Source organism: Propylenella binzhouense (assembly GCF_009866965.1).
Classification (GTDB): Bacteria; Pseudomonadota; Alphaproteobacteria; order Rhizobiales; family Afifellaceae; genus Propylenella; species Propylenella binzhouense.
On record NZ_SPKJ01000031.1, the window covers coordinates 20566 to 40119 of the forward strand.

Annotated in this window: 18 protein-coding genes and 1 pseudogene; 5 read left to right on the forward strand and 14 right to left on the reverse strand. The window is 67.8% G+C overall.

The features are described 5' to 3' along the window. Positions 1–5 precede the first annotated feature (5 nt). The 6 genes from E4O86_RS10840 to E4O86_RS10865 form a co-directional block, all read right to left on the reverse strand. The gene (locus E4O86_RS10840; protein WP_161140556.1) at positions 6–1436 is read right to left on the reverse strand and encodes an aldehyde dehydrogenase family protein; all 1431 of its coding nucleotides are present in this window, start codon (positions 1434–1436) and stop codon (positions 6–8) included. 218 nt (positions 1437–1654) lie between these two features. Then, positions 1655–3025 carry a glutamine synthetase family protein gene (locus tag E4O86_RS10845; RefSeq protein WP_161140557.1) on the reverse strand — a complete coding sequence of 457 codons (1371 nt, stop codon included), beginning with the start codon at positions 3023–3025 and terminating at the stop codon, positions 1655–1657. Between the two features lie 97 nt (positions 3026–3122). Next, positions 3123–4184, reverse strand: a complete 1062-nt coding sequence (locus E4O86_RS10850; RefSeq protein ID WP_161140558.1) for a TRAP transporter substrate-binding protein — start codon at positions 4182–4184, stop codon at positions 3123–3125. A 110-nt stretch (positions 4185–4294) separates the two neighbouring features. Then, on the reverse strand, positions 4295–5626 hold the full coding sequence (locus E4O86_RS10855) for a TRAP transporter large permease (RefSeq protein WP_161140559.1): 1332 nt from the start codon (positions 5624–5626) through the stop codon (positions 4295–4297). Beyond that, positions 5623–6135 (reverse strand): TRAP transporter small permease subunit, encoded by a 513-nt coding sequence (locus E4O86_RS10860; RefSeq protein WP_161140560.1) that lies wholly within the window; start codon positions 6133–6135, stop codon positions 5623–5625. Before E4O86_RS10860 ends, E4O86_RS10855 begins: the two co-directional genes overlap by 4 nt. Further along, positions 6128–6931, reverse strand: coding sequence for an N-formylglutamate amidohydrolase (locus E4O86_RS10865; protein WP_161140561.1), 804 nt, complete (start codon positions 6929–6931; stop codon positions 6128–6130). The genes E4O86_RS10860 and E4O86_RS10865 overlap by 8 nt, the downstream gene beginning before the upstream one ends. Before the next feature lie 87 nt (positions 6932–7018). Between E4O86_RS10865 and E4O86_RS10870 the strand changes: the two genes are divergently transcribed. After that, on the forward strand, positions 7019–7852 hold the full coding sequence (locus E4O86_RS10870) for a MurR/RpiR family transcriptional regulator (RefSeq protein ID WP_161140562.1): 834 nt from the start codon (positions 7019–7021) through the stop codon (positions 7850–7852). 20 nt (positions 7853–7872) lie between these two features. Here E4O86_RS10870 and E4O86_RS10875 read toward each other — a convergent pair whose 3' ends face one another. Continuing rightward, entirely contained in the window at positions 7873–8745 is an 873-nt protein-coding gene (locus tag E4O86_RS10875) for a 5'-nucleotidase, lipoprotein e(P4) family (protein ID WP_205520828.1), read from the reverse strand. Positions 8746–8968: 223 nt separating this feature from the next. On the opposite strand from E4O86_RS10875, the gene E4O86_RS10880 reads away from it, so the two are divergent. Together E4O86_RS10880 and E4O86_RS10885 are read left to right on the forward strand one after the other, a co-directional pair. Beyond that, the gene (locus E4O86_RS10880; RefSeq protein ID WP_161140563.1) at positions 8969–9349 is read left to right on the forward strand and encodes a hypothetical protein; all 381 of its coding nucleotides are present in this window, start codon (positions 8969–8971) and stop codon (positions 9347–9349) included. Between the two features lie 127 nt (positions 9350–9476). Then, complete coding sequence (locus tag E4O86_RS10885) at positions 9477–10334, forward strand: manganese catalase family protein (RefSeq protein ID WP_161140564.1); 858 nt, start codon at positions 9477–9479, stop codon at positions 10332–10334. A 121-nt stretch (positions 10335–10455) separates the two neighbouring features. Here the strand turns inward: E4O86_RS10885 and E4O86_RS10890 are convergent, their stop codons facing one another. Continuing rightward, positions 10456–12153 carry a thiamine pyrophosphate-binding protein gene (locus tag E4O86_RS10890; RefSeq protein ID WP_161140565.1) on the reverse strand — a complete coding sequence of 566 codons (1698 nt, stop codon included), beginning with the start codon at positions 12151–12153 and terminating at the stop codon, positions 10456–10458. A gap of 113 nt (positions 12154–12266) precedes the next feature. Further along, on the reverse strand, positions 12267–13211 hold the full coding sequence (locus tag E4O86_RS10895) for a tripartite tricarboxylate transporter substrate binding protein (RefSeq protein ID WP_161140566.1): 945 nt from the start codon (positions 13209–13211) through the stop codon (positions 12267–12269). A 361-nt stretch (positions 13212–13572) separates the two neighbouring features. On the opposite strand from E4O86_RS10895, the gene E4O86_RS10900 reads away from it, so the two are divergent. Next, entirely contained in the window at positions 13573–14304 is a 732-nt protein-coding gene (locus tag E4O86_RS10900) for a tripartite tricarboxylate transporter permease (RefSeq protein WP_161140567.1), read from the forward strand. Positions 14305–14309: 5 nt separating this feature from the next. On the opposite strand, the gene E4O86_RS10905 is transcribed toward E4O86_RS10900, so the two are convergent. The 5 genes from E4O86_RS10905 to E4O86_RS10925 form a co-directional block, all read right to left on the reverse strand. Next, positions 14310–14654, reverse strand: a complete 345-nt coding sequence (locus E4O86_RS10905; protein ID WP_161140568.1) for a hypothetical protein — start codon at positions 14652–14654, stop codon at positions 14310–14312. 127 nt (positions 14655–14781) lie between these two features. Further along, the gene (locus E4O86_RS10910; RefSeq protein ID WP_161140569.1) at positions 14782–15888 is read right to left on the reverse strand and encodes an ABC transporter ATP-binding protein; all 1107 of its coding nucleotides are present in this window, start codon (positions 15886–15888) and stop codon (positions 14782–14784) included. A gap of 2 nt (positions 15889–15890) precedes the next feature. After that, positions 15891–16781, reverse strand: coding sequence for an ABC transporter permease subunit (locus E4O86_RS10915; RefSeq protein ID WP_161140570.1), 891 nt, complete (start codon positions 16779–16781; stop codon positions 15891–15893). After that, the gene (locus E4O86_RS10920; protein ID WP_161140571.1) at positions 16778–17686 is read right to left on the reverse strand and encodes a carbohydrate ABC transporter permease; all 909 of its coding nucleotides are present in this window, start codon (positions 17684–17686) and stop codon (positions 16778–16780) included. Before E4O86_RS10920 ends, E4O86_RS10915 begins: the two co-directional genes overlap by 4 nt. 72 nt (positions 17687–17758) lie before the next feature. After that, positions 17759–19018 carry an ABC transporter substrate-binding protein gene (locus E4O86_RS10925; protein ID WP_161140572.1) on the reverse strand — a complete coding sequence of 420 codons (1260 nt, stop codon included), beginning with the start codon at positions 19016–19018 and terminating at the stop codon, positions 17759–17761. A 244-nt stretch (positions 19019–19262) separates the two neighbouring features. Here E4O86_RS10925 and E4O86_RS23195 point away from each other — a divergent pair. Continuing rightward, positions 19263–19554: pseudogene (locus E4O86_RS23195) on the forward strand (hypothetical protein); the annotation flags it as partial.

Here is a 19554-nt window from a genome sequence, read left to right on the forward strand (position 1 = left end):
AATCGCTAGGTCCCCAGCCGGAAATGATACGATTTCGGACGGGTCAGCGCCTCGAAGCCGAAGCGCGAGAGCGCTGCACCCCGCCCGGTGTCCTTCACGCCCGTCCAGACCAGCGCGGGATCGAGATAGTCGCAGCGGTTCATGAAGACCGTGCCCGTCTCGATCCCGTCGCCGATCGCCGCGGCCTCGTCGGCATCGCGGGTCCAGACCGAGGCCGTCAGGCCGTAGGCGCTGTCGTTCATCAGCGCGACCGCCTCCTCGTCATCGTGCACCGGCATGATGCCGACGACGGGCCCGAAGCTCTCCTCGCGCATGACGCTCATCTGGTGGTCGACATTCGTCAGGACCTCCGGCCCGATATAGGGCGAGCCCGGGCGGTCGCCGGCAACGGCGCTGCCGATCTCGGCGCGCGCCCCCTTCCGCCGCGCCTCCGCAATCTGCTCGCGCACATGGTCGGCGAAGCGCGCCTGCGCCATCGGCCCGAGCGTCACGTCCGGATCGAGCGGATCGCCGACGCGGTATTGCCGCGCGAGGTCGACGAAGCCTTCGACGAACGGCTTGTAGACCTCCCGATGCACATAGATGCGCTCGATGCCGCAGCAGCTCTGCCCGCTATTGTAGAACGCGCCGTCGACCAGGTTCTCGATCGCATGGTCGAGCTTCGCGTCCGCGCGCACATAGGCCGGGTCCTTGCCGCCGAGCTCGAGGCCGAGGCTCGCGAAGGTTCCCGCCGCGGCGCGCTCGATCGCCCGCCCGCCCGCGACGGATCCGGTGAAGGCGACGTGATCCACGCGTCCGGACGCGATCAGTCGCTCGGTCTGGTCGTGCGAGAGCACGAGGTTGCTGAAGAGGCCCGCGGGCAGGCCGGCGTCGTCGAAGGCCGCCTGGAACCGCTCCCCGACGAGAAGGGTCTGCGAGGCATGCTTCAGCAGCACGGCATTGCCGGCCATCAGCGCGGGAAAGATGCTGTTGACGGCGGTGAGATAGGGATAGTTCCAGGGGGCGACGACGAAGACGAGCCCGAGCGGCTCGCGCTTCACATAGCGGCGGAAGCCTGCGATCTCGGCGGGCACGACCGGGGCGAGCGAGGCCTCGGCGATCGACCCCATGTAGCGGATGCGCTCCTCGACGCCGCGCTTCTCGCCGCCGTAGCGGACCGGGCGGCCCATCTGCCAGGCGAGCTCCGGCACGATCTCGACATTCATCGCAAGGAGCGCATCGAGCGCGGCGAGGCAGAGGCGGACCCGCTCGGCGACCGGCGCGCGCGCCCAGTCCGCCTGCGCGGCGCGGGCGCGGACGACCGCCCGGTCGAGTTCGGAATCCGCGGCGACCGGCCGTTCGGCATAGACGGACCCGTCGACGGGCGAGATGATCCTGATCGTGGTCACGGCGTGGTCTTTCCCGCTCTCGGCATCGCGTCCTCCATCCGCCGGCATGTCGCATCCATGAGGTCAGGGCATTCGGGAAAAGCGGCGGCCGCGAGGTCCCTGGCCGGCGCGATCCAGGTCAGCCCTTCATGGCGCCGAACAGCGGATGAGCAGCTTCCGGTCCGGCTTTCGCATGCCCGCTCCGGCCGCACACGGTTCCGCTCCACCGATCGGCTTCTCATCGGTCTCGGTCAAGGGATTCGTTCCCTCGTCGCGCTCCGCCGGCCTCAATACCGCTCGAAGCCGCGCTTCAGCTCCCAGTCGGTGATCCTGCGATCATATTCGAACTGCTCCCACTTCGCCGTGTGGACGTAATGGTCGACGACCTCGTCCCCGAAGGCGGCGCGCAGCATATCCGATCCGTCCATCAGAGCGGCCGCCTCGCGCAAGGTTTTCGGCACGTCGGCCAGCCCCTCCTCGCGATAGGCGTCGCCCGCGAAGGGCGGCGGCAGTTCGAGCTCCTCCTCGATGCCGGCGAGGCCGGCTGCAAGGAGAGCCGCAAAGGCCAGATACGGATTGAGATCGGCGCCGCCAATCCGGCATTCGGTGCGGATCGCCTTAGAGTGCTCGCCGCAGAGCCTGAAGCCGGCGGTCCTGTTGTCGCGGCTCCAGATCGCCTTGGTCGGGGCGAAGGTGCCGACCTGGAAGCGCTTGTAGGAGTTCACGTAAGGGGCCAGGAACCACGTGATCTCGCCGGCATGTCTGAGCTGGCCGGCCATGAAGCGCCGCATGAGCGGGGACATGCCGAAATCGGCCGCCTCGTCGTAGAAGAGCGGCCGCTCGCCGGCGCGGTCCCAGAGCGAAGCGTGGATGTGGCAGGAAGAGCCGGCCAGATCGTAGGCCCATTTGGCCATGAAGGTGACGGCCTTGCCCTTCAGCCACGCGATCTCCTTGACCCCGTTCTTCAGGATCACGTGGCGGTCCGCCATGGCGAGCGCCGGCGCGTAGCGGACGTTGATCTCCTCCTGGCCGGGCCCCCATTCGCCCTTGGAGTTCTCGACCGGGATGCCGGCCGCCTCGAGGCCCCTGCGGATCGCCCGCATGACCTCCTCCTCCTTCGTGGTCTGGAGGACGTGGTAATCCTGGATGTAGGCGCCGGCGGTCCGGAGGTCGGCATAGCGCTTGGCCGCGGCGGTCTCATACGTCTCGTCGAAGAGATAGAACTCGAGCTCCGAGGCGAAGAAGGCCTGCCAGCCCTTCGCGGCGAGCCGGTCGAGCTGGTGCCGCAGCATCGCGCGCGGGCTGTGCGGCACGGGCCTGTGCGTGTGATGGTCGAGCACGTCGCAAAGCACCAGAGCCGTCGCGGGGAGCCAGGGCACGACCCTGAGCGTCGAGAGGTCCGGCTTCATGACGAAGTCGCCGTAGCCCTTCCGCCAGTTGGCGGCGGCGTAGCCGGGCACCGGCTCCATGTCGATGTCGTTGGCGAGGAGGTAGTCGCAGGCATGCGTCTCCTCATAGGCGCCGTCGAGGAAATACTCCGCCTGGAAGCGCTTGCCGATGAGCCGGCCCTGCATGTCCGTGAAGCAGACGAGCACGGTGTCGATCGTGCCGCCCGCGACCGCGCCGGCGAGCTCGGAGAGCGACAGCATTCCCTTCATCGACGTCCACCCCGGGATTCGTGACGCGCTTCCTGGCGTCGATCCGCTGCACGAGAACCGGCCGGGCGGACGCCCGGCCGGCGGAGACCGGCGCCGCTCAGGCGTAGCGGTACGGAGGCCCTGCCTTCTCCATGGCGGAATTGTACTTCTTCAGGATCTCCACGACCTTGGCGCTGCGCGGGCTCTGCGAGGCGATCTCCTCCCAGAACTTGGCGGCCGCCTCCTCGACCGTCCGCCATTCCGGCTCGGGGATCGAGGTCAGCTCCAGCTTGCCCTCGTTCCGGTACTTCGCCTCGCCGGCCCAATACCAGTGCAGCCGGTAGTAGTGCGAGCTGTCGATCGCCATGCGGTAGAGGCGCTGCAGGTGCGGCGGCAGCGCGTTCCACTTCTCCGTGTTGACGAAATAGGAGCCCGCCCAGGCGCCCGAGATCGGATTGGTGAGGAAGTACTTCACCACGTCGGCCCAGCCGACCGTGTGCATCTCGGTGATGCCGCACCAGCAGACCCCGTCCAGCTCGCCGGTCTGGATCGCAGGCGCGACATCCTCGTAGGGCAGCGATACCGGCACCACGCCGAACTGCGCCATGAACTGCCCGCCGGTCGGGAAGGTGTAGACGCGGAGACCCTTCAGGTCGGCGACCGAGCGGATCGGCTTGGTCGTGCCGAAATTGCAGGGGTCCCAGGATCCGGTGCTCAGCCAGGTCACGCCGTCGATCTCGGCATAGGCCTCTTCCCAGATCTCCTTGAGGCCGTACCAGTGCCAGAGCGCCGGCACGTCGAGCGAATAGCGCGAGGCGAAGGGGAAGTAGGCCCCGAACACCTTCACGTCGACGGGAGCCGCCGCGGAATCGTCGTCGCTCTGGGCGGCGTCGATGGTGCCGGCCTGCACGGCGCGGAAGAGCTCGCCCTGCGGCACGAGCTGGTCGGCCGTGTAGAGCTCGATCACCATCTCGCCGTCGGCGGCCTCGTTGAACCAGTCGATCGAGTTCTTAACCACATGCTCGGAAAGTGCCGGGCCCGCATAGGTCTGGAGCCGCCAGCGGATGGGGCTCTGCGCCTTCACGTAAGGGGCTGCGAGCGTGCCCGCCGCGGCCCCCGCCGTGACGACACCGGCCTTCTTCAGGAATTCGCGCTTACTGAACGGATTGTCGATCGTCATCTGACACTCTCCCTCCTGAAAACCCGGGGCGTACCCTCCTCGCCCCGACCCCTACCGGGCCCTCCTGCGCCGGACGCCTCTCCGACCGGAACGCCCGCCTCCGCGGCTTCTCAGCCTCGCCGCCCGGAATAGAGCTCGGGCAGCCAGAGCGCGATCTGCGGAAACGCCATGATGATGACGAGCGCGATCAGCATAAGCACGAAGAACGGCGCGATGGAGCGGTAGATGTCCACCAGCGTGATCTCCGGCGGCGCCAGCGCGCGCATCAGGAAGAGATTGTAGCCGAACGGAGGCGTGATGTACGCGATCTGGCAGGTGATCGTGTAGAGAACGCCGAACCAGATCGGGTTGAACCCGAGCTTCACGACGAGCGGAATGTAGAGCGGCGCGACGATCACGAGCATCGCCGTGTCGTCCAGGAAGGTGCCCATCACGACGAAGGACAGGAGCATCAGGATCAGCACCATCCACGGCTCGAGGTCCCAGGTGTGGAGAAGGAGGTTCTCGATCGCGCGGACGGCGCCGAGCCCGTCATAGACCGCGCTGAAGCAGAGCGCGGCGAGGATGATCCAGAGGAACATGCAGCTGATAAGGAGCGTGTTCCTGGTGGTATCCTCCAGCACGCCGCGCGTGAGCCGGCCGGAAAAGAGAGCGGCCAGCGAGGCGAGAAGCGCGCCGACCGCCGAGCTCTCCACCAGCGACGTCACGCCGGTCATGAAAAGCGCCATCATGGTGCCGAAGATGAAGAGCGGCAGCACGCCCTGGCCGAGGAGTGCGAACTTCTCCGCCCGGGTGATGCGGGCGCGCTCCTCGGCCGGGAGCGCGGGCCCGAGCGCCGGGTTGAGCCGGCAGCGTATGTAGATGTAGGCGCCGAAGATCACGGCCATCAGGAGCCCGGGCAGGATGCCGGCGAGCCAGAGCTGCAGCACGGGCTGGCGCGCGATCATGGCATAGAGGACGAGCACGACGCTCGGCGGGATGAGGATGCCGAGCGAGCTGCCGGCCTGGATGACGCCGGTCACCATCACCTTGTCGTAGCCGCGCTTCAGGAGCTCGGGTAGCGCGACCGTCGCCCCGATCGCCATCCCGGCGACCGAGAGCCCGTTCATGGCGGCTATCAGCACCATGAGCCCGATCGTGCCGAGCGCCAGACCGCCCTGGATCGGCCCGAACCAGACGTGGAACATCCGGTAGAGGTTCGACGCGATGCCGGATTCGGAGAGCATGTAGCCCATAAACACGAAGAACGGCACGGTGATGAGCGGGTACCAGTTCAGGACCTGGAAGCTGGCGTTGAAGGGCATCTCGAAGGAGCCTTCGCCCCACAGCCAGAGCGCGGCCGCCGTGCCCACGAAGCCGATCACCCCGAAGACGCGCTGGCCCGTCATGAGCAGCACCATCATCGTGGCGAACATGAAGAGGGTGATGAGCTCCGAACTCATGCGATCGGCCTGCCGCGCGCCGCGGCAACATCCTTGAAGAAGGTGGAGAGCGCCTGGAGCAGCATCAGGAAGATGCCGATCGTCATCACCACCTTGACCGGCCAGAGGACCGGCCCCCAGGCGGTATAGTTCTTCTGGCCGTACTGGAGCGCGTAGTTCGTCGAGGAAATTCCGCCCGCGAACAGCACGACCAGATAGAGGATCACGAAAAGGATGGTGATGCCGTCGGTGACCGCCCGGGCGCGCGGCGTCATGCGGCCGTAGGCGAGGTCCATCCGCACATGGGCGTTCTCCTGCATCGAATAGGCGCCGCCCAGCAGGTAATAGGCGGAGAGCAGGAACTGGGACATTTCGAGCGCCCAGTTGACGGGAGCGCCCGCGATCACGCGCGAGGCCGTCGCATAAAGGAGGACGGCGCCCATGACGAAGAGGAGATGCATGGCGAACCGGCCGACCAGCCGGTTGAAGGCGTCGACGCAGCGGACATAGCGCCGGATCGCGTCAGGCATGTCCCGCTCCCTCGCCATCGAGGGCGCGGGCGATCCTTTCCGCCCAGGACGCCTGGCCCTCCTCCTCGGCGATGAGATCGTTGCGGATCTCGATCATGACGCTCGGCAGCCCGCGCGCCTCGCCGTGGCGGCCGAGCGTGTAGTAGACCCCGTCGCGCGGCGAATAGGGCTCGTTCTCCCCGACCACCAGGCCGGGCTCCGCCCGCAGCGTGGCGAGGCAGCGATCCGCCAGACGCCGGTCCCGGCCGAAGAGGATGCCGACATGCCAGGGCCGCGCGACGCCGCCGAGGACCGGGGTGAAGCTGTGGACCGCGACGAGCGCGGTCTCCGAGCCGGCGGCGAGCCTCGCCGCAAGGACCCGCTCGATCCCGTCATGGTAGGGCTCGTGCACGGCAGCGATCCTCCGGGCGCGCTCCTCCGGCGGCAACCCCTCGTTTCCTGCAATCCGGATGCCACCCGAAAATGCCGGCACGAGATCGCGCGCGTCCGGGGCCCGGTTGCAGTCGAGAACCAGGCGGGAGACGGCGGCATGGACGAGCGGCGCATCGAGCAGGCGCGAAAGACGCCGCGCCACGGCGAGCGCTCCCGGGTCCCAGGCGATGTGCGCCTGCCAGTCCGCCTGGGCCAGGCCGAGATCGCCCAAGCCGGGCGGACAGGCATTGCTGGCGTGATCGCAGAGGAGGACGAAGCGCGAGGTTCCGCCGCCGTTCTCGACGACCGGCTCGAACCTTTCCGCCTCGTGCGCACGAACGGCGACCGCCACGCTGCCGGCCTCTGGATCGTTTGTTACATCCATGCGCACTCGGTGCGCAGCCGTGCTATTTGTTACAGGCCGTTACCCGGCTGTCAATCAAGCCTTCGCATCCGCAAAAGGGCGGCCGTCATGGCGAGCATCGTGGAAGGGATCAGGGCGCGCGCGGATGGGATGACGCCCGCGGAGCGGAAGGTCGCGCGCGCGCTCCTCGCCCGCTTTCCCGTGCTCGGGCTTTCCACGGTGGCGGAGTTCGCGGAGAGCGCCGGCGTCAGCCCGCCCACGATCCTGCGCTTCACGGCGAGGCTCGGCTTCTCGAGCTATGCGGAGTTCCAGCGGCGGCTGCGCGAGGAACTCGAGGCACAGATCGAGACCCCGCTCGCCAAGCACGGGCTCGCCGGCGGGCGGCCGGCCGGCGGCCCGCCCCACATGGCTTTCGCGGAAGCTGCCTGCGCGAACGTCGCCGCCACCTTCGACAGCCTGCCGCCGACGGAATTCCGGGCAATCGTCGACCTCCTCGCGGACGCCAGGCGCCCCATCCACCTGATCGGAGGCCGCTTCACCGATCCGCTCGCACGCTACATGGCGGCGCATCTCCGAATCCTCCGCCCGGCCGTGAGCCACGTGGAGGGCCAGCCCGGCAACTGGCGCGACCATCTGATGGGCTTCGGACGGCGCGACATCCTCGTCGTCTTCGACGTCCGCCGCTACCAGGACGACCTCGTCGGGCTGGCGGAGGCCGCCGCCCGCCTCGGCGCGACGATCGTGCTCCTGACGGACCAGTGGCTCTCCCCCGTCGCGCGGATCGCGGCCCACGTGCTGCCGGCGCGGATCGCCGCGCCGTCCGTGTGGGACTCGAACGCCGCGCTCCTCGTCCTCGTCGAGGCGATCGTGGCGGCCGTGACGGAAGCGGACCCGGAGCGGAGCCGGGCCCGGATCGAGGCCCGCGAGCAGCTGAGGGACTGAGCCGCCCGGTCAGCGGCCGGTCAGGACTTCGGCTCCCATGCCTTGAGCGCCTCGATCTTCATCTTGCGGCGCTCGTCGGCGGACTTCTTGTAGTCGCCGCCGAAGGCGGAGGATTCCCACGACCCGTATTCCGGATTCGGGAACATGATCCAGTCCTTGCCCCAATGGGCCATGTCGGCCTCGAGGACGGCGTTGCGCTCGGCGCGCGTGCCGCTCGCTTTGTCGGTGAAGTCGGCGAGATTATCGCCCATGACGAGGAGGACGCGGTAGCCGTCCGCGACCACCTTCATGCGGCTCTCCTTCGCCGACTTCCAGTCCGGCCTTTCGCCGCGGGCAAGGATCGTGTCGACATTGCCGCCCATCGGGAAGCCGAGCGCCGCCATGTTCTCGGCCGTCGCCGGCTCCTCCTCCTTCGTGCGGTTCGAGACGTAGAAGACCTTGACGCCCTTCGCATCGGCGTATTTGGCGAAGTCCACGGCGCCGATCACCGCATCCGTCACCTTGTCGTTGACGTACTTCGTCCACTCCTTCGAGCTGAAGTCGGTCCGGCGGGTGACGAGAGACGCTTGGTACCTGTTGTTGTCGAGGACCGTCTCGTCCAGATCGACGATGATGGCGGGCGGCCTGTCGCCGAATTTCTCGCCCTGCATCTCCGGGAGCGCGGTCCAGGCCGGATCGGCGAGGCCCTCGTCGAGCCTGATCCGGGCGAGCGCGAAGAGGCCGAGCACCGTCGCCTTGTATTCGACCGAATCCTGCATCCAGAGCGTCGCGTTGAGGAGATCGTTCTGCGGCACAGCCTCCTGTGCCCGCGCTTCGGCCGCGAAGCCGATGGCGAGAACGACGGCGGCGCATGCCGAGAGCCGCATCCCGTGTCGGGAAACAGATGAGTGCATCGGTGACTTCTCCTTCCTCGGACACGGGGCCGGTCGCAGCCTCTCGCCGCCTTCGCGGCGGCCGCCCGCCGCGCGTCCCGACCCATGCTACCGCGCCGTCCACGGTTTGAAAGCACTGCCGGTGCGGCATCGACCGACAGGCGGAAACAATCGCCGATTAATAAAGGTTATCGCCGGGCTCGCGCCGTTCCGCCAAGAATGGGGAAGTGGAGAGAGGACGACAGTGGCAGAAGCGGATTTGCAGTTCGTCGCGAAGCTGGTCGACGAGGAGATCAGGCGCGTGATCGCGGAGGCGATCGAGTCCGAGGGCTGCGTGGCGGCAAGCCAATGTGCGGTCCGGATCGCGAACGCCTATCCGAACAGCCGGGTCTCGGCAGAGGATCTCGCGGAAGCGATCGTCAGAGCCGCGATCAGCGCGCGCGTCGCCGTCGAGGTGAGCCGGCCTTCCGCAGCCGCCCACCTCTATTCAACCGGCGAACGCCTGTCGCAGCGGCCGGGCCGTCCGTTCGCCGGCAAGCGCCTCGCCGGCGGCCATGCCGCGCCCGGGGTCGAACCAGGGCCGAACACCCGACCGTCTCCGGCAGGAACAAGCGGCAGAGTGTGACGCGGCGACGTCGCGCTTCGGCCGCGGCGGTTCCTCGCGGCGCCCAACAGGATGTACGCTTTCAACTTTGGCGGAACGCCTCCCGTTGCCGGGCATTGCAGCGAGGTACCCCAAAGAGGAGGCGATCTTGTACTACAACGACCCGAAGCTTCAATATCCGGTGCGAGTCGACAAGCCTAACCCGCTGTTCGCGAAAGCGCTTCAGCAGGCGATCGGTGGGATCGAAGGCGAAATACGGGTTTGCATGCAGTATTTCTTCCAGGCCTGGGGGATGCGCGGCCCGAAGAAGTACCGCGACATGCTGCTCGCCACGGCGACCGAGGAGCTCGGCCACATCGAGATGCTTGCCACGGCCGTCGCGCTCAACCTCGAAGACGCGCCTCTCTCGCTGCAGGAAGAGGTCTCCGCCGATCCGGTGGGCGGGGCGATCCTCAACGGCATGAACATGCGCCACATCCTCTCGAGCGGCCTGGCGGCCATGCCGGTGGACGCCTCCGGCGTGCCGTTCGACATGTCGCACATCTACGCGAGCGGCAACGGCGCGGCCGACATGCTGGCGAACGTGACGGCCGAGTCGACCGGCCGCGCACTCGCCGTCCGCCTCTACAACATGACGGACGATCCGGGGATGAAGGACATGCTGCAGTTCCTGATCGCGCGCGACACCATGCACCAGAACCAGTGGATGGCGGCGATCGAGGACATGGGCGGCATCGCCGAGGCCTTGCCGATCCCGAACAGCCATCCGCAGGACGAGGAGAACCGGGAGTTCAGCTATGCGTTTCTCGGCTTCGACAAGGACGGTGCGCAGCCCGTGCAGGGCCGGTGGAGTTCCGGGACGTCTTTCGACGGCAAGGGCGAGTTCACGAGCCGTCCCATGCAGCCGCTCGGCGAGGAACCCGATCTCGGGCTCGCGCGGCCCAAGTCGGGCGCCCAGTCCGCGCAGATCGGGAGCGGCGGCGGCATCCTGAACAAGATCCTCTGACCGGTCGCGCGGCCGGCCCCGCGACCGCGTGGCCCCGGCACGGCGACGCCGTGCCGGGATCCGGATCGGGTGGCGGCACGGCGACGCCGTGCCGGAATCCGGAGGGCGGGCGCCGGCCGCCTCAGTGCTTCTTCGGATGCGCCTTGCGCATGGTCGGCGAGGTGACCCGGTCGGAAATGTGGATGTCCCAGAGCTCGGCGACGTCGGCTGCCTTGAACGGCTCGATCAGCGCCTCGATCTGCCCGACATCCGTCACGACGGAACCGCGCAGGCCGAATCCCTCAGCGATCCGGCCGAGATCGCCCCGCCCGAAGATCGCGCCGCTGTCGTCGAGCCCGTCGGCGCGCAGCTTGTGGATCTCGGAGCCGAAGGCGCCGTCATTGAGGATGCAGAGGAGGAGCTTGAGGCCGTGGCGGCGCGCGGTCTCGAGCTCCTGCGCATGCATCATGAAGCCGCCGTCGCCGTCGATCAGCACGACCTGGCTGTCCGGCCGCGCAACCGCGACGCCGATCGCATAGCAGAGGCCGTTGCCGATCGCGCCGAACTCGCGGATGGTGTGGAAGTGCTCGGGCCTGCGGCCGCGCATCTGGGCGTGGAAGTAGGAGCAGTGGCCCGAGCCGCTGACGATCTCCCAGTCCTTCGGGATGACGCGGTCGAGCGCCAGAACCGCCTCGCGGGGGTCGAGCGTCGCGGGCTCGATCTCGAATTCGGTGCTGTCGGCCGGCTCCTCGGCGATGCGGCGGGCGAGTTCCGGCGTGCGCCAGTCTGAGGGCGCGATCCCGCGTTCCTTCAGGCCGGCGATGACGGCGCCGAGGCCGAGCTTCGCGTCCGCCTCCAGGAAGAGATCGGCCACCTTGCGGCCGTTCTTGAGCCCGACCGGATGCGCGTCGATCTGCAGGACGCGCGCCTGCGGAAAGAGCGTCCCGCCGTCGACGGTGAAATGGTGGAGGCTCGCGCCGACGGCGACGACGAGATCCGCCTGCGCGAACAGCTCCTTCCCGATGTCGCGCGAGAAGCCGCCCGCAATGCCGATGCCGAACGGATGGTGGTCGAACATGCCGCGCTCGGGAAGCGTGGTGGCGAGCATGCCGCCGCAGAGATCGGCGAGTTCCTCGCACTGGGACTGCGCCCCGGAACGCAGCACCCCGCGGCCCGCAATGACCACGACGCGCCTTGCCGAGGCGATCGCGTCGACCGCCTTCTCCACATAGGCAGGGTGGGGCGCGACCGGCCCGGTGTCCGGCACGTAGTCGGTCGAGGGCACGTAGTCGTGGGGCGCCGGAAGCTTCTGCTTCTGCATGTCGTAGGGCACGCTGAGGACGACGGGACGGCGCTCCGTCCGCGCGACGTAGAAGGCCTCCCGGACAAATTCCAGCATGCGCTTCATGCTGGTGCAGGCGATGTGGTGCGCCCCGGTCGCGGTTACGACCGGCCCCTGGTCGATACGCTGGTTGTAGAACGAGGCGTTGATCGGCGTGTCGCCCGAAAACACCACCACCGGCACGCGCGCCTGGGCGGCCGTCGCGAGCGCCGTCGAGAGCTGCGTCAGGCCCGGGCCGCAGGTGACGGAGGCAACCCCCACCTTTCCGCTCGCGATCGAATAGCCCATCGCCATGGCGAGCGCGCAGTGCTCGTGCCGGACGTGGTAGGTCCGGACGCCCGGCTGCTCGGCGAGCGCGGTCGCCCAGTGCATGTTCCCGTCGCCCATCAGCGTGAAGTTCACCTCCACCCCTTCCCTGGCGAAGGCGCGGGCCAGGTGGACATAGGTAGGGAGCTCTTCGAGAGCGACGCCGGATGGCACCGAAACCGCGTAGTTCATAACGGCAGACCTCATCTTGACCGAACGTTCAGATGCCCGCGGCAGGTCGCGGCCCGCCCGGGCTGCAAGTCTGGCGGCAGACGCCGAAAGCCATCGCGCCGGGACCGGGCGCGCTACTTCCAGGGATCGCTCTTCCACAGCGCCTGGAGCGCCTCCGTCTCCTTCGCCACCCACGCTTCCGTCTCGGCGGCCGTCATGGGATTGAGCACGAGCGCCCGCTTCTGCGCTGCGGCTACGAACTCGGGATCGCCCGCCGTCTTCTGAATGCAGCCGTCGAGCTTTGCAACCACGTCGGCCGGCATGCCCTTCGGGCCGCCGATCGCGTGATTGGACCCGCCGACAAGGTCGAATCCCTGCTCGCGGAAAGTGGGGACGTCGGGCAGCGACGGGTCGCGCTCCGCCGAGGCGATGGCAAGGGTCGTCAGCTCGCCCTGGAACGGCGTCACCTCGGTCAGGGAGAGGCCGCCGACCTGAAGGTCTCCGCTCATGACGGCGTTCCTGACGGTGGCGGCGTCGGAGAACGGGATGAACCTGAAATTCGAGCCGGACGCCTTCGCCAGCCTCAGCATCATCAGGTGGTCATCGCTCCCGAAATTGGTAATGCCGAGATTGACCGGACCGGACTTCGTGGCCTCGATCAGCTTCGGCAGCGTGTCGTGCGCGGCGTCCTTGCCCGTGTTGATCGTCACCTTCGAGCCATAGAGCGTGCCGAGATAGGTGAAGCTTGCCGGCGTGAAGCGCGGGTTCTCCTTGCTGATGCTGCCGACAATGACGTTCGGGATGTTGAGGCCGCCCAGCGTGTAGCCGTCGGGCTTCAGGCCGGCGAGCTCCGTGAAGCCGACCTCGCCGCCGGCGCCGGGCCTGTTCACGACGGCGATGCTGCCGCCGAGGCATTTCTCGACGTAGGGGATCCAGGTGCGGACGCCGATGTCGGTGGTGCCGCCGGGTGCGAACGGCACGATGAAGGTTATCGGCCGCTCGGGATATTCCGCACGCGCGGCCGCGCTGCCGAGCGCAAGCGATACGGCAATCGCGGCAAGCCCCAGGCGAATTCGCATGTGATCCTCCCCGGACCGAGACCGGCCTGCCGCTCTTCCGGCGATAACGGGCCGCAAACCTCCGCGGCATCCCGCCCGGTCCTCGCGCATCGGAGGCGGTCCATCGGGAAGGTACACCGTTGCATGCAGAGTTCGCGCCCGCGCCGGGCCCTTGTCAAGCGACCCTTGCCGGGGGGCGTTGCCTGCCGCCCGCAAGTGTGCAGCATGGGTCCCGACGCTGAGAATGCGGTTACCACACGCAGAATGTGGCTCGGGGAGGCTGGCGTCCTGCCGTGAACACGCTGCTTCGCAGCCCACCTGCACGCGCCTGCCAAACGATCTGGCGCTTCGTCGACGTCTGGCGGGTCTGGCTGAATCGTCGGTGATCGGGATCGTGATCGGAATCCTGCCGGGCTCGACGATCAGCGCGTTCATCGCCTACAACGAGGCGAAGCGGAGCTCGAAACATCCCGAGCGCTTCGGGAAAGGCAGCACCGAAGGGCTCGCGGCCGCCGAATCCGTCAACAACGCGGACAATGCGGCCGCCATGATCCCCACCCTCACGCTCGGGGTGCCGGGCTCCTCCATCGCCGCGCTGATGCTCAGCGCGCTGATGATCCAGGGCTTCCAGCCGGGTCCGCAGCTCTTCAAGGACGCGCCGGTCGTCGTCTACGGCTATTCGTGGCAGATGTTCCTGACCTCCGCCTTGCTGATCGTGTTCGGCGGGGCGATGGCGAGCCGGCTCTTCGCGAACATCCTGCGGGTGCCGCAGCCGCTCCTGCTGCCGCTGGTGGTCTGCATGGTGGTCGGCGGCGGCTTCGCCGCGCAGAATTCGATGTTCGACGTCTACCTGGCCCTTCTCTTCGGGCTGATCGGCCTCGCCATGACGCGCTTCGGCTTCGCCGTCGCGCCGGTCATCATCGGGGTCGTGCTCGGCTCCCGCGCGGAATCCAATCTGCGGCTGTCGCTGCTCCTCTCCGGCGACGATCCCTCGGTCCTCTTCACGCGGCCGATCTGCATGGTGCTGATCGCGCTGACAGCCTTCATCCTTCTATTGCCGCTCCTCCGCCGTTGGAGGCGCCGGTCCGCCGGATCGAGCCTCGAGAACGCCTGACCGCCTCAGCGTCCCGCAAACGGAATGATCTCGCATTCCGGCCGCGGCCCGCCCGGCCCCGCGACTGCCGGGGCATGCGGCGAGGGCGCTCCGTCGCCGCTCACCTGTTCCGCAATGAGGGCGTTCAGATTGCTGGCAAGCGTGCCGAGCTGATCGACGAAGGCATCGAGGAAGGCGCTCGGGACGGCGATCCGGTCCACGAGCACGCCGCCGCCGATCTCCTGGGCGCCGGCCGACCGGGATCCGTCCACGATCGCCGCGATCCACCGATGCGCCGCACTCGCCCACTCGCCGGCATCCCGAATGACATCGCTCCCCGCAATCGCTTCCCCGTCTGGACCCACCGGCATCCGCTCCCCTTTCCCTGCGCCCGATTCGTTGCGCCACGATCAGAGCGTCTGCCTGGTTATGGAGATGTTTACGCCGGCATCGAATGCCGCGGAAACGCCGTTCCGGCCCTCCGGTCAGATGCCCCGGTCAGATGCGTCTGCCGGTCTCCGGGTCGAAGAGCTTCGCCTTGGCCATATTGGCGACGAACCGGAACTGCTGGCCGGCCGGCCGCGCATCCTCGGGACGGACGCGCGCGATCACTTCCTGCCCGCCGAGCCCGAAGACGAGCATCGTGTCCGGTCCGGTCGGCTCCACGAGCTCGATCGGGCGGTCGAAGGCGAAGAGGTCGGAACCGGTCTGGCCGCCTTCCGCCGTGACCGTCTCGGGCCGCAGGCCGAGATCGACATCCTTGCCGAGATAGGCGGAGGCGCCCGCCGCGAACTTCTCCGGAACCGGGAAGCGGATCGCCGGGCCGCCGTCGTTCTCGACCGTAATCCTGATCCCGTCGTCCTGCTCGACCCGCCCGCGCACGATGTTCATCGGCGGCGACCCGATGAAGCTCGCGACGAAGAGATCGGCCGGGCTTTCGTAGATCTCCTCGGGCGGGGCGAACTGCCGGATATGGCCGGCATCCATCACGGCGATCCGCGAGGCGAGCGTCATCGCCTCGATCTGGTCGTGCGTGACGTAGATGATGCTCTTCTCCAGGCGCTTGTGCAGCTTCTTGATCTCCGTCCGCATCTCGATCCGCAGCTTGGCGTCGAGATTGGAGAGCGGCTCGTCGAAGAGGAACACGTCCGGGTCCCGCACCAGCGCCCGCGCCATCGCGACGCGCTGGCGCTGCCCGCCCGAGAGCTGGCCGGGCTTGCGCTCGAGATAGGGATCGATGTGGAGGAGCTCGCTCACGGAGCGCAAGGCGGCATCCTGGTGCGCCTTCTCCACCCTCCGGATCTCCATGCCGAAGGTGATGTTCTTGCGCACGGTCTTGGTCGGGTAGAGCGAATAGGACTGGAACACCATGGCGATGTTGCGGTCCTTGGGCGGAACGTCGTTGACCACCCTGTCGCCGATCAGGACGTCCCCCTCGCTCAGCGTCTCCAGCCCCGCCACGATGTTGAGGAGCGTGGACTTGCCGCAGCCCGACGGCCCGACCAGCACGACGAATTCGCCTTCCTCGAGATCGAGGCTGATCCCCTTCAGGACCTCCGTGGTCCCGAACCGCTTCCAGATGTTGCGAAGTGAGACTCCCGGCATGGCTATCCCTTGACTGCGCCGGCGGCGAGGCCGCGCACGAAGTACCGGCCGGCAATGACATAGACGAGGAGCGTCGGCAGGCCGGCCAGGATCGCGGCCGCCATGTCGACATTGTATTCCTTCACGCCGGTGGAGGTCGCCACCACGTTGTTGAGCGCGACCGTGACCGGATTGGAATCGCTGGAAGTGAACGCGACGCCGAACAGGAAGTCGTTCCAGATCTGGGTGAACTGCCAGATCACCGTGACCCCGAAAGTCGGCACCGCCATCGGCACGAGGATCCGGAAGAAGATCGAGAAGAAACCGGCGCCGTCGATCTTCGCGGCCTGCACGATCGAATCCGACACGCCGACCGCGAAGTTCCGGAAGAAGAGCGTCGTGAAGGCGAGGCCGTAGACCACGTGGACGAGGATGAGGCCCGGGATCGTGCCGGCGAGCCCGAGCAGGCCGAGCGTCCGCGCCATCGGCAGGAGGATGACCTGGAACGGGATGAAGGCGCCGAAGAGCATCAGCCCGAAGATGACGTCGGCGCCGCGGAAGCGCCATTTGGTGAGCGCGTAGCCGGCGAGCGCCCCGAGGAAGGTGGAGATCGCGACGCCCGGGACGGCGATCAGCACCGAGTTCCAGAAATAGGGCTTCAGCCCCTCGCATTTCACGCCGACGCAGGCCGCGCTCCAGGCCTTCGCCCACGGCTCGAAGGTGACGGTCCCGGGCAGGCTGACCAGCGTTCCCGTCCGGATCTCCTCGAGCGTCTTGAGCGAGGTCGACACCATCACGAAGAGCGGCAGGAGATAATAGGCGGCGAAGAGGCCGAGAATGACGAAGAGGAGCACGCGCAGGACCGCCTGCCGCGCGCCCTTCGGCCGGACGATGTCGTCGGTCCGGCCGCTCACCGGTTGCCGCCCCTCAGCTCGGAGTAGAGATAGGGCACCATGATCGCCATGATGGTCGCCAGCATCATGACCGCGCTCGCCGCCGCCATCCCGAGCTCGCTCCGCTGAAAGGCATAGGCGTACATGAAGGTCGCCGGCAGGTCCGTGGCGTAGCCGGGTCCGCCGCCGGTGAGCGCGATCACGAGGTCGAAGCTCTTCACAGCGAGATGGGTGAGGATGATGATCGCGGAGAGGAAGACCGGGCCGAGCATCGGGAGCACGATGCCGGCATAGGTCCGGAGGGGCCCCGCCCCGTCGATTGCGGCCGCCTTGATGATCTCGTCATCGACCGAGCGCAGGCCGGCCAGGAAGAGCGCCATCACGTATCCGGACGACTGCCAGATGCCGGCGATCACGATCGTGTAGATCGCCATGTCGGGATTGATCAGCCAGTCGAACTTGAAGTTCTCGAAGCCGAGGCCGTGCGCCACCCGCTCGATACCCAGACCGGGGTTGAGGATCCATTTCCAGGCCGTGCCGGTGACGATGAAGGAGAGCGCCATCGGGTAGAGATAGATCGTCCGCAGCACGCCCTCGGCGCGGATGCGCTGGTCGAGCAGGATCGCGAGGACAAGCCCGATGACGAGGCAGCCCACGATGAAGAGGCCGCCGAAGACGAACAGGTTCTCAAGCGCCACGTACCAGCGCGGCGTCGCCCACAGCCGCTCGTACTGGAGCAGGCCGGCGAGCTCGTAGACCGGCAGCATCCGCGACTTGGTGAACGAGATGTAGATCGTCCAGCCGATGAAGCAGTAGACGAAGAAGAAGCTGAGCGCGAAGATCGGCGAGACGACGATCTGCGGCAGCCAGGCTTCGAGGCGCCGCCCCAGGCCCGGCGCGCCGCCTCTCCCGTCGGATGCCGACATGCCCCCTCCTCCGCTCGCCCGAGCGGGCCGCGCAGCCGCGCGACCCCAGATGATTGCCAGGGCAGTTCTGTCCTAGAGCTGCTGGCCCCGCTTCACCGCGGCGGCGAGGTTCTTCGCGGCGTCCTGCGAGCTCATGTCGGAATTGAAGAAGTTGGTGACGAGATCCATGAACTCGCCACGGACGGTGCGGGACACCGCCATTTCGTGCGCCATGCTCGGGACCAGGCTGTCGGCGGCGATCGCCTGCTGCAGGTCCTCCTTGGACTTCTTCGCGCATTCGTCGAAATCGTCGAGCGGCACCGTCGTGTTCGCCGGGATCGAGCCCTTCGCCAGGTTGAAGCTCTTCTGGAAGTCAGGCGACATGGTGAGGCTCGCGAGGACCTTCTGGCCTTCCTGCTCGTCCTTGTCGCTGACCTTAAAGAAGACCAGGCTGTCGGAGTTCAGGATGAAGCCCTTGCCCGGGGCGGCGGCGCAGAGGAAGTCCTTGCCCGGCACCTTCCCGGCGGCGAGGAACTCGCCCTTCGCCCAGTCGCCCATGATCTGGAACGCCGCCTCGCCGCGCATCACCATGGCCGTCGCGAGGTTCCAGTCGCGTCCGGAGAAGTTCGGGTCGACATAGCCGCGCAGCTTCCGGAGCTGGTCGAAGACTTTCACCATGGTGTCGCCGGACAGCGCGTCCTGATCGAGCTCGACCAGCGCCTTCTTGTAGAATTCCGGCCCGCCCACGCCGAGCGCAATGACCTCGAACAGGGTGGCGTCCTGCCAGGGCTGGCCGCCATGGGCGAGCGGCGTGATGCCGGCCGCCTTCAGCTTGTCGGCGGTCGCGTTGAACTCGTCCCAGGTGGTCGGCATCTGCGCCCCCACCTTCGCGAGCACGGCGGGATTGGCCCAGATCCAGTCGACCCGGTGGATATTGACGGGCGCCGCAACGTAGTTGCCGTCATACTTCATGATCCCGGCGAGAACCTTCGGCAGCTTGTCGTCCCATTTCTCCTGCTCGGCGACATCCTGGACGTCGGCCAGCACGCCCTGCTCGGCCCATTCCTGGATGCCCGGTCCCTTGAGCTGGACCGCGGTCGGCGGATCGCCCGCCACGACCCGGGCGCGCAGCGCGGTCATCGCGGCATCGCCGCCGCCGCCCGCGATCGGCGAATCGACCCACTTGCCGCCCTGCGCCTCGAACGCCTTCTTCAGCTCGCCGACCGCCTTCGCCTCGCCGCCCGAGGTCCACCAGTGCAGCACTTCCACGGTACCGGCGGCCTCGGCGAGCCCTGCCGGGAGCGCCAGCGCCGACGCCACCGCAAGTGTTGACGCGATCTTTCTGAAACCCATCTGAGCCTCCCTGCATTGGCCCGCGGCCTCTCCGCCGCCCGCGTTTGTTAAGAAGACTTATAGCACCTGCTTTGATCGAGATCAGCCATCCCGGCGCAGACCCGGTTCAAGGGCGGAAGAACGGCCGGCTTCCGCCGCAAAACGCGTTCTGGCCATGATCCGCCCCTATCAGCGCGGCCCGGAGGCGGACCGATTCGCGCGGCCGAGACTTCGCCCTGCGTGCGCACCAGCCGAGGAGTGCAGATTGAGAACGACCCCGATCCTAGTCGCAGCCGCGCTCATCGCGGCGCTCACCGAGGCTGCGAGCGCGCAGCAGAGCGGCTGGGAGGGCCTGGTCGAAGACGCATTGCGCCGGCACGGTTCGCCGCCCGGTTCGGCGGAAGCGCCGCCTCCCCTCGCCGCGCCCGCCACGGAGCAGCCTGCTCTCCCGCCGGGAGCCCCGCCTCCGGCCGCGCCCGGTACGGACACCGCGCCCGCCCTTCCCCCGGCGCCCGAATCCGGGCCCGCAGCAGGCCCGCCCGGCTTGCAGGCCGCCC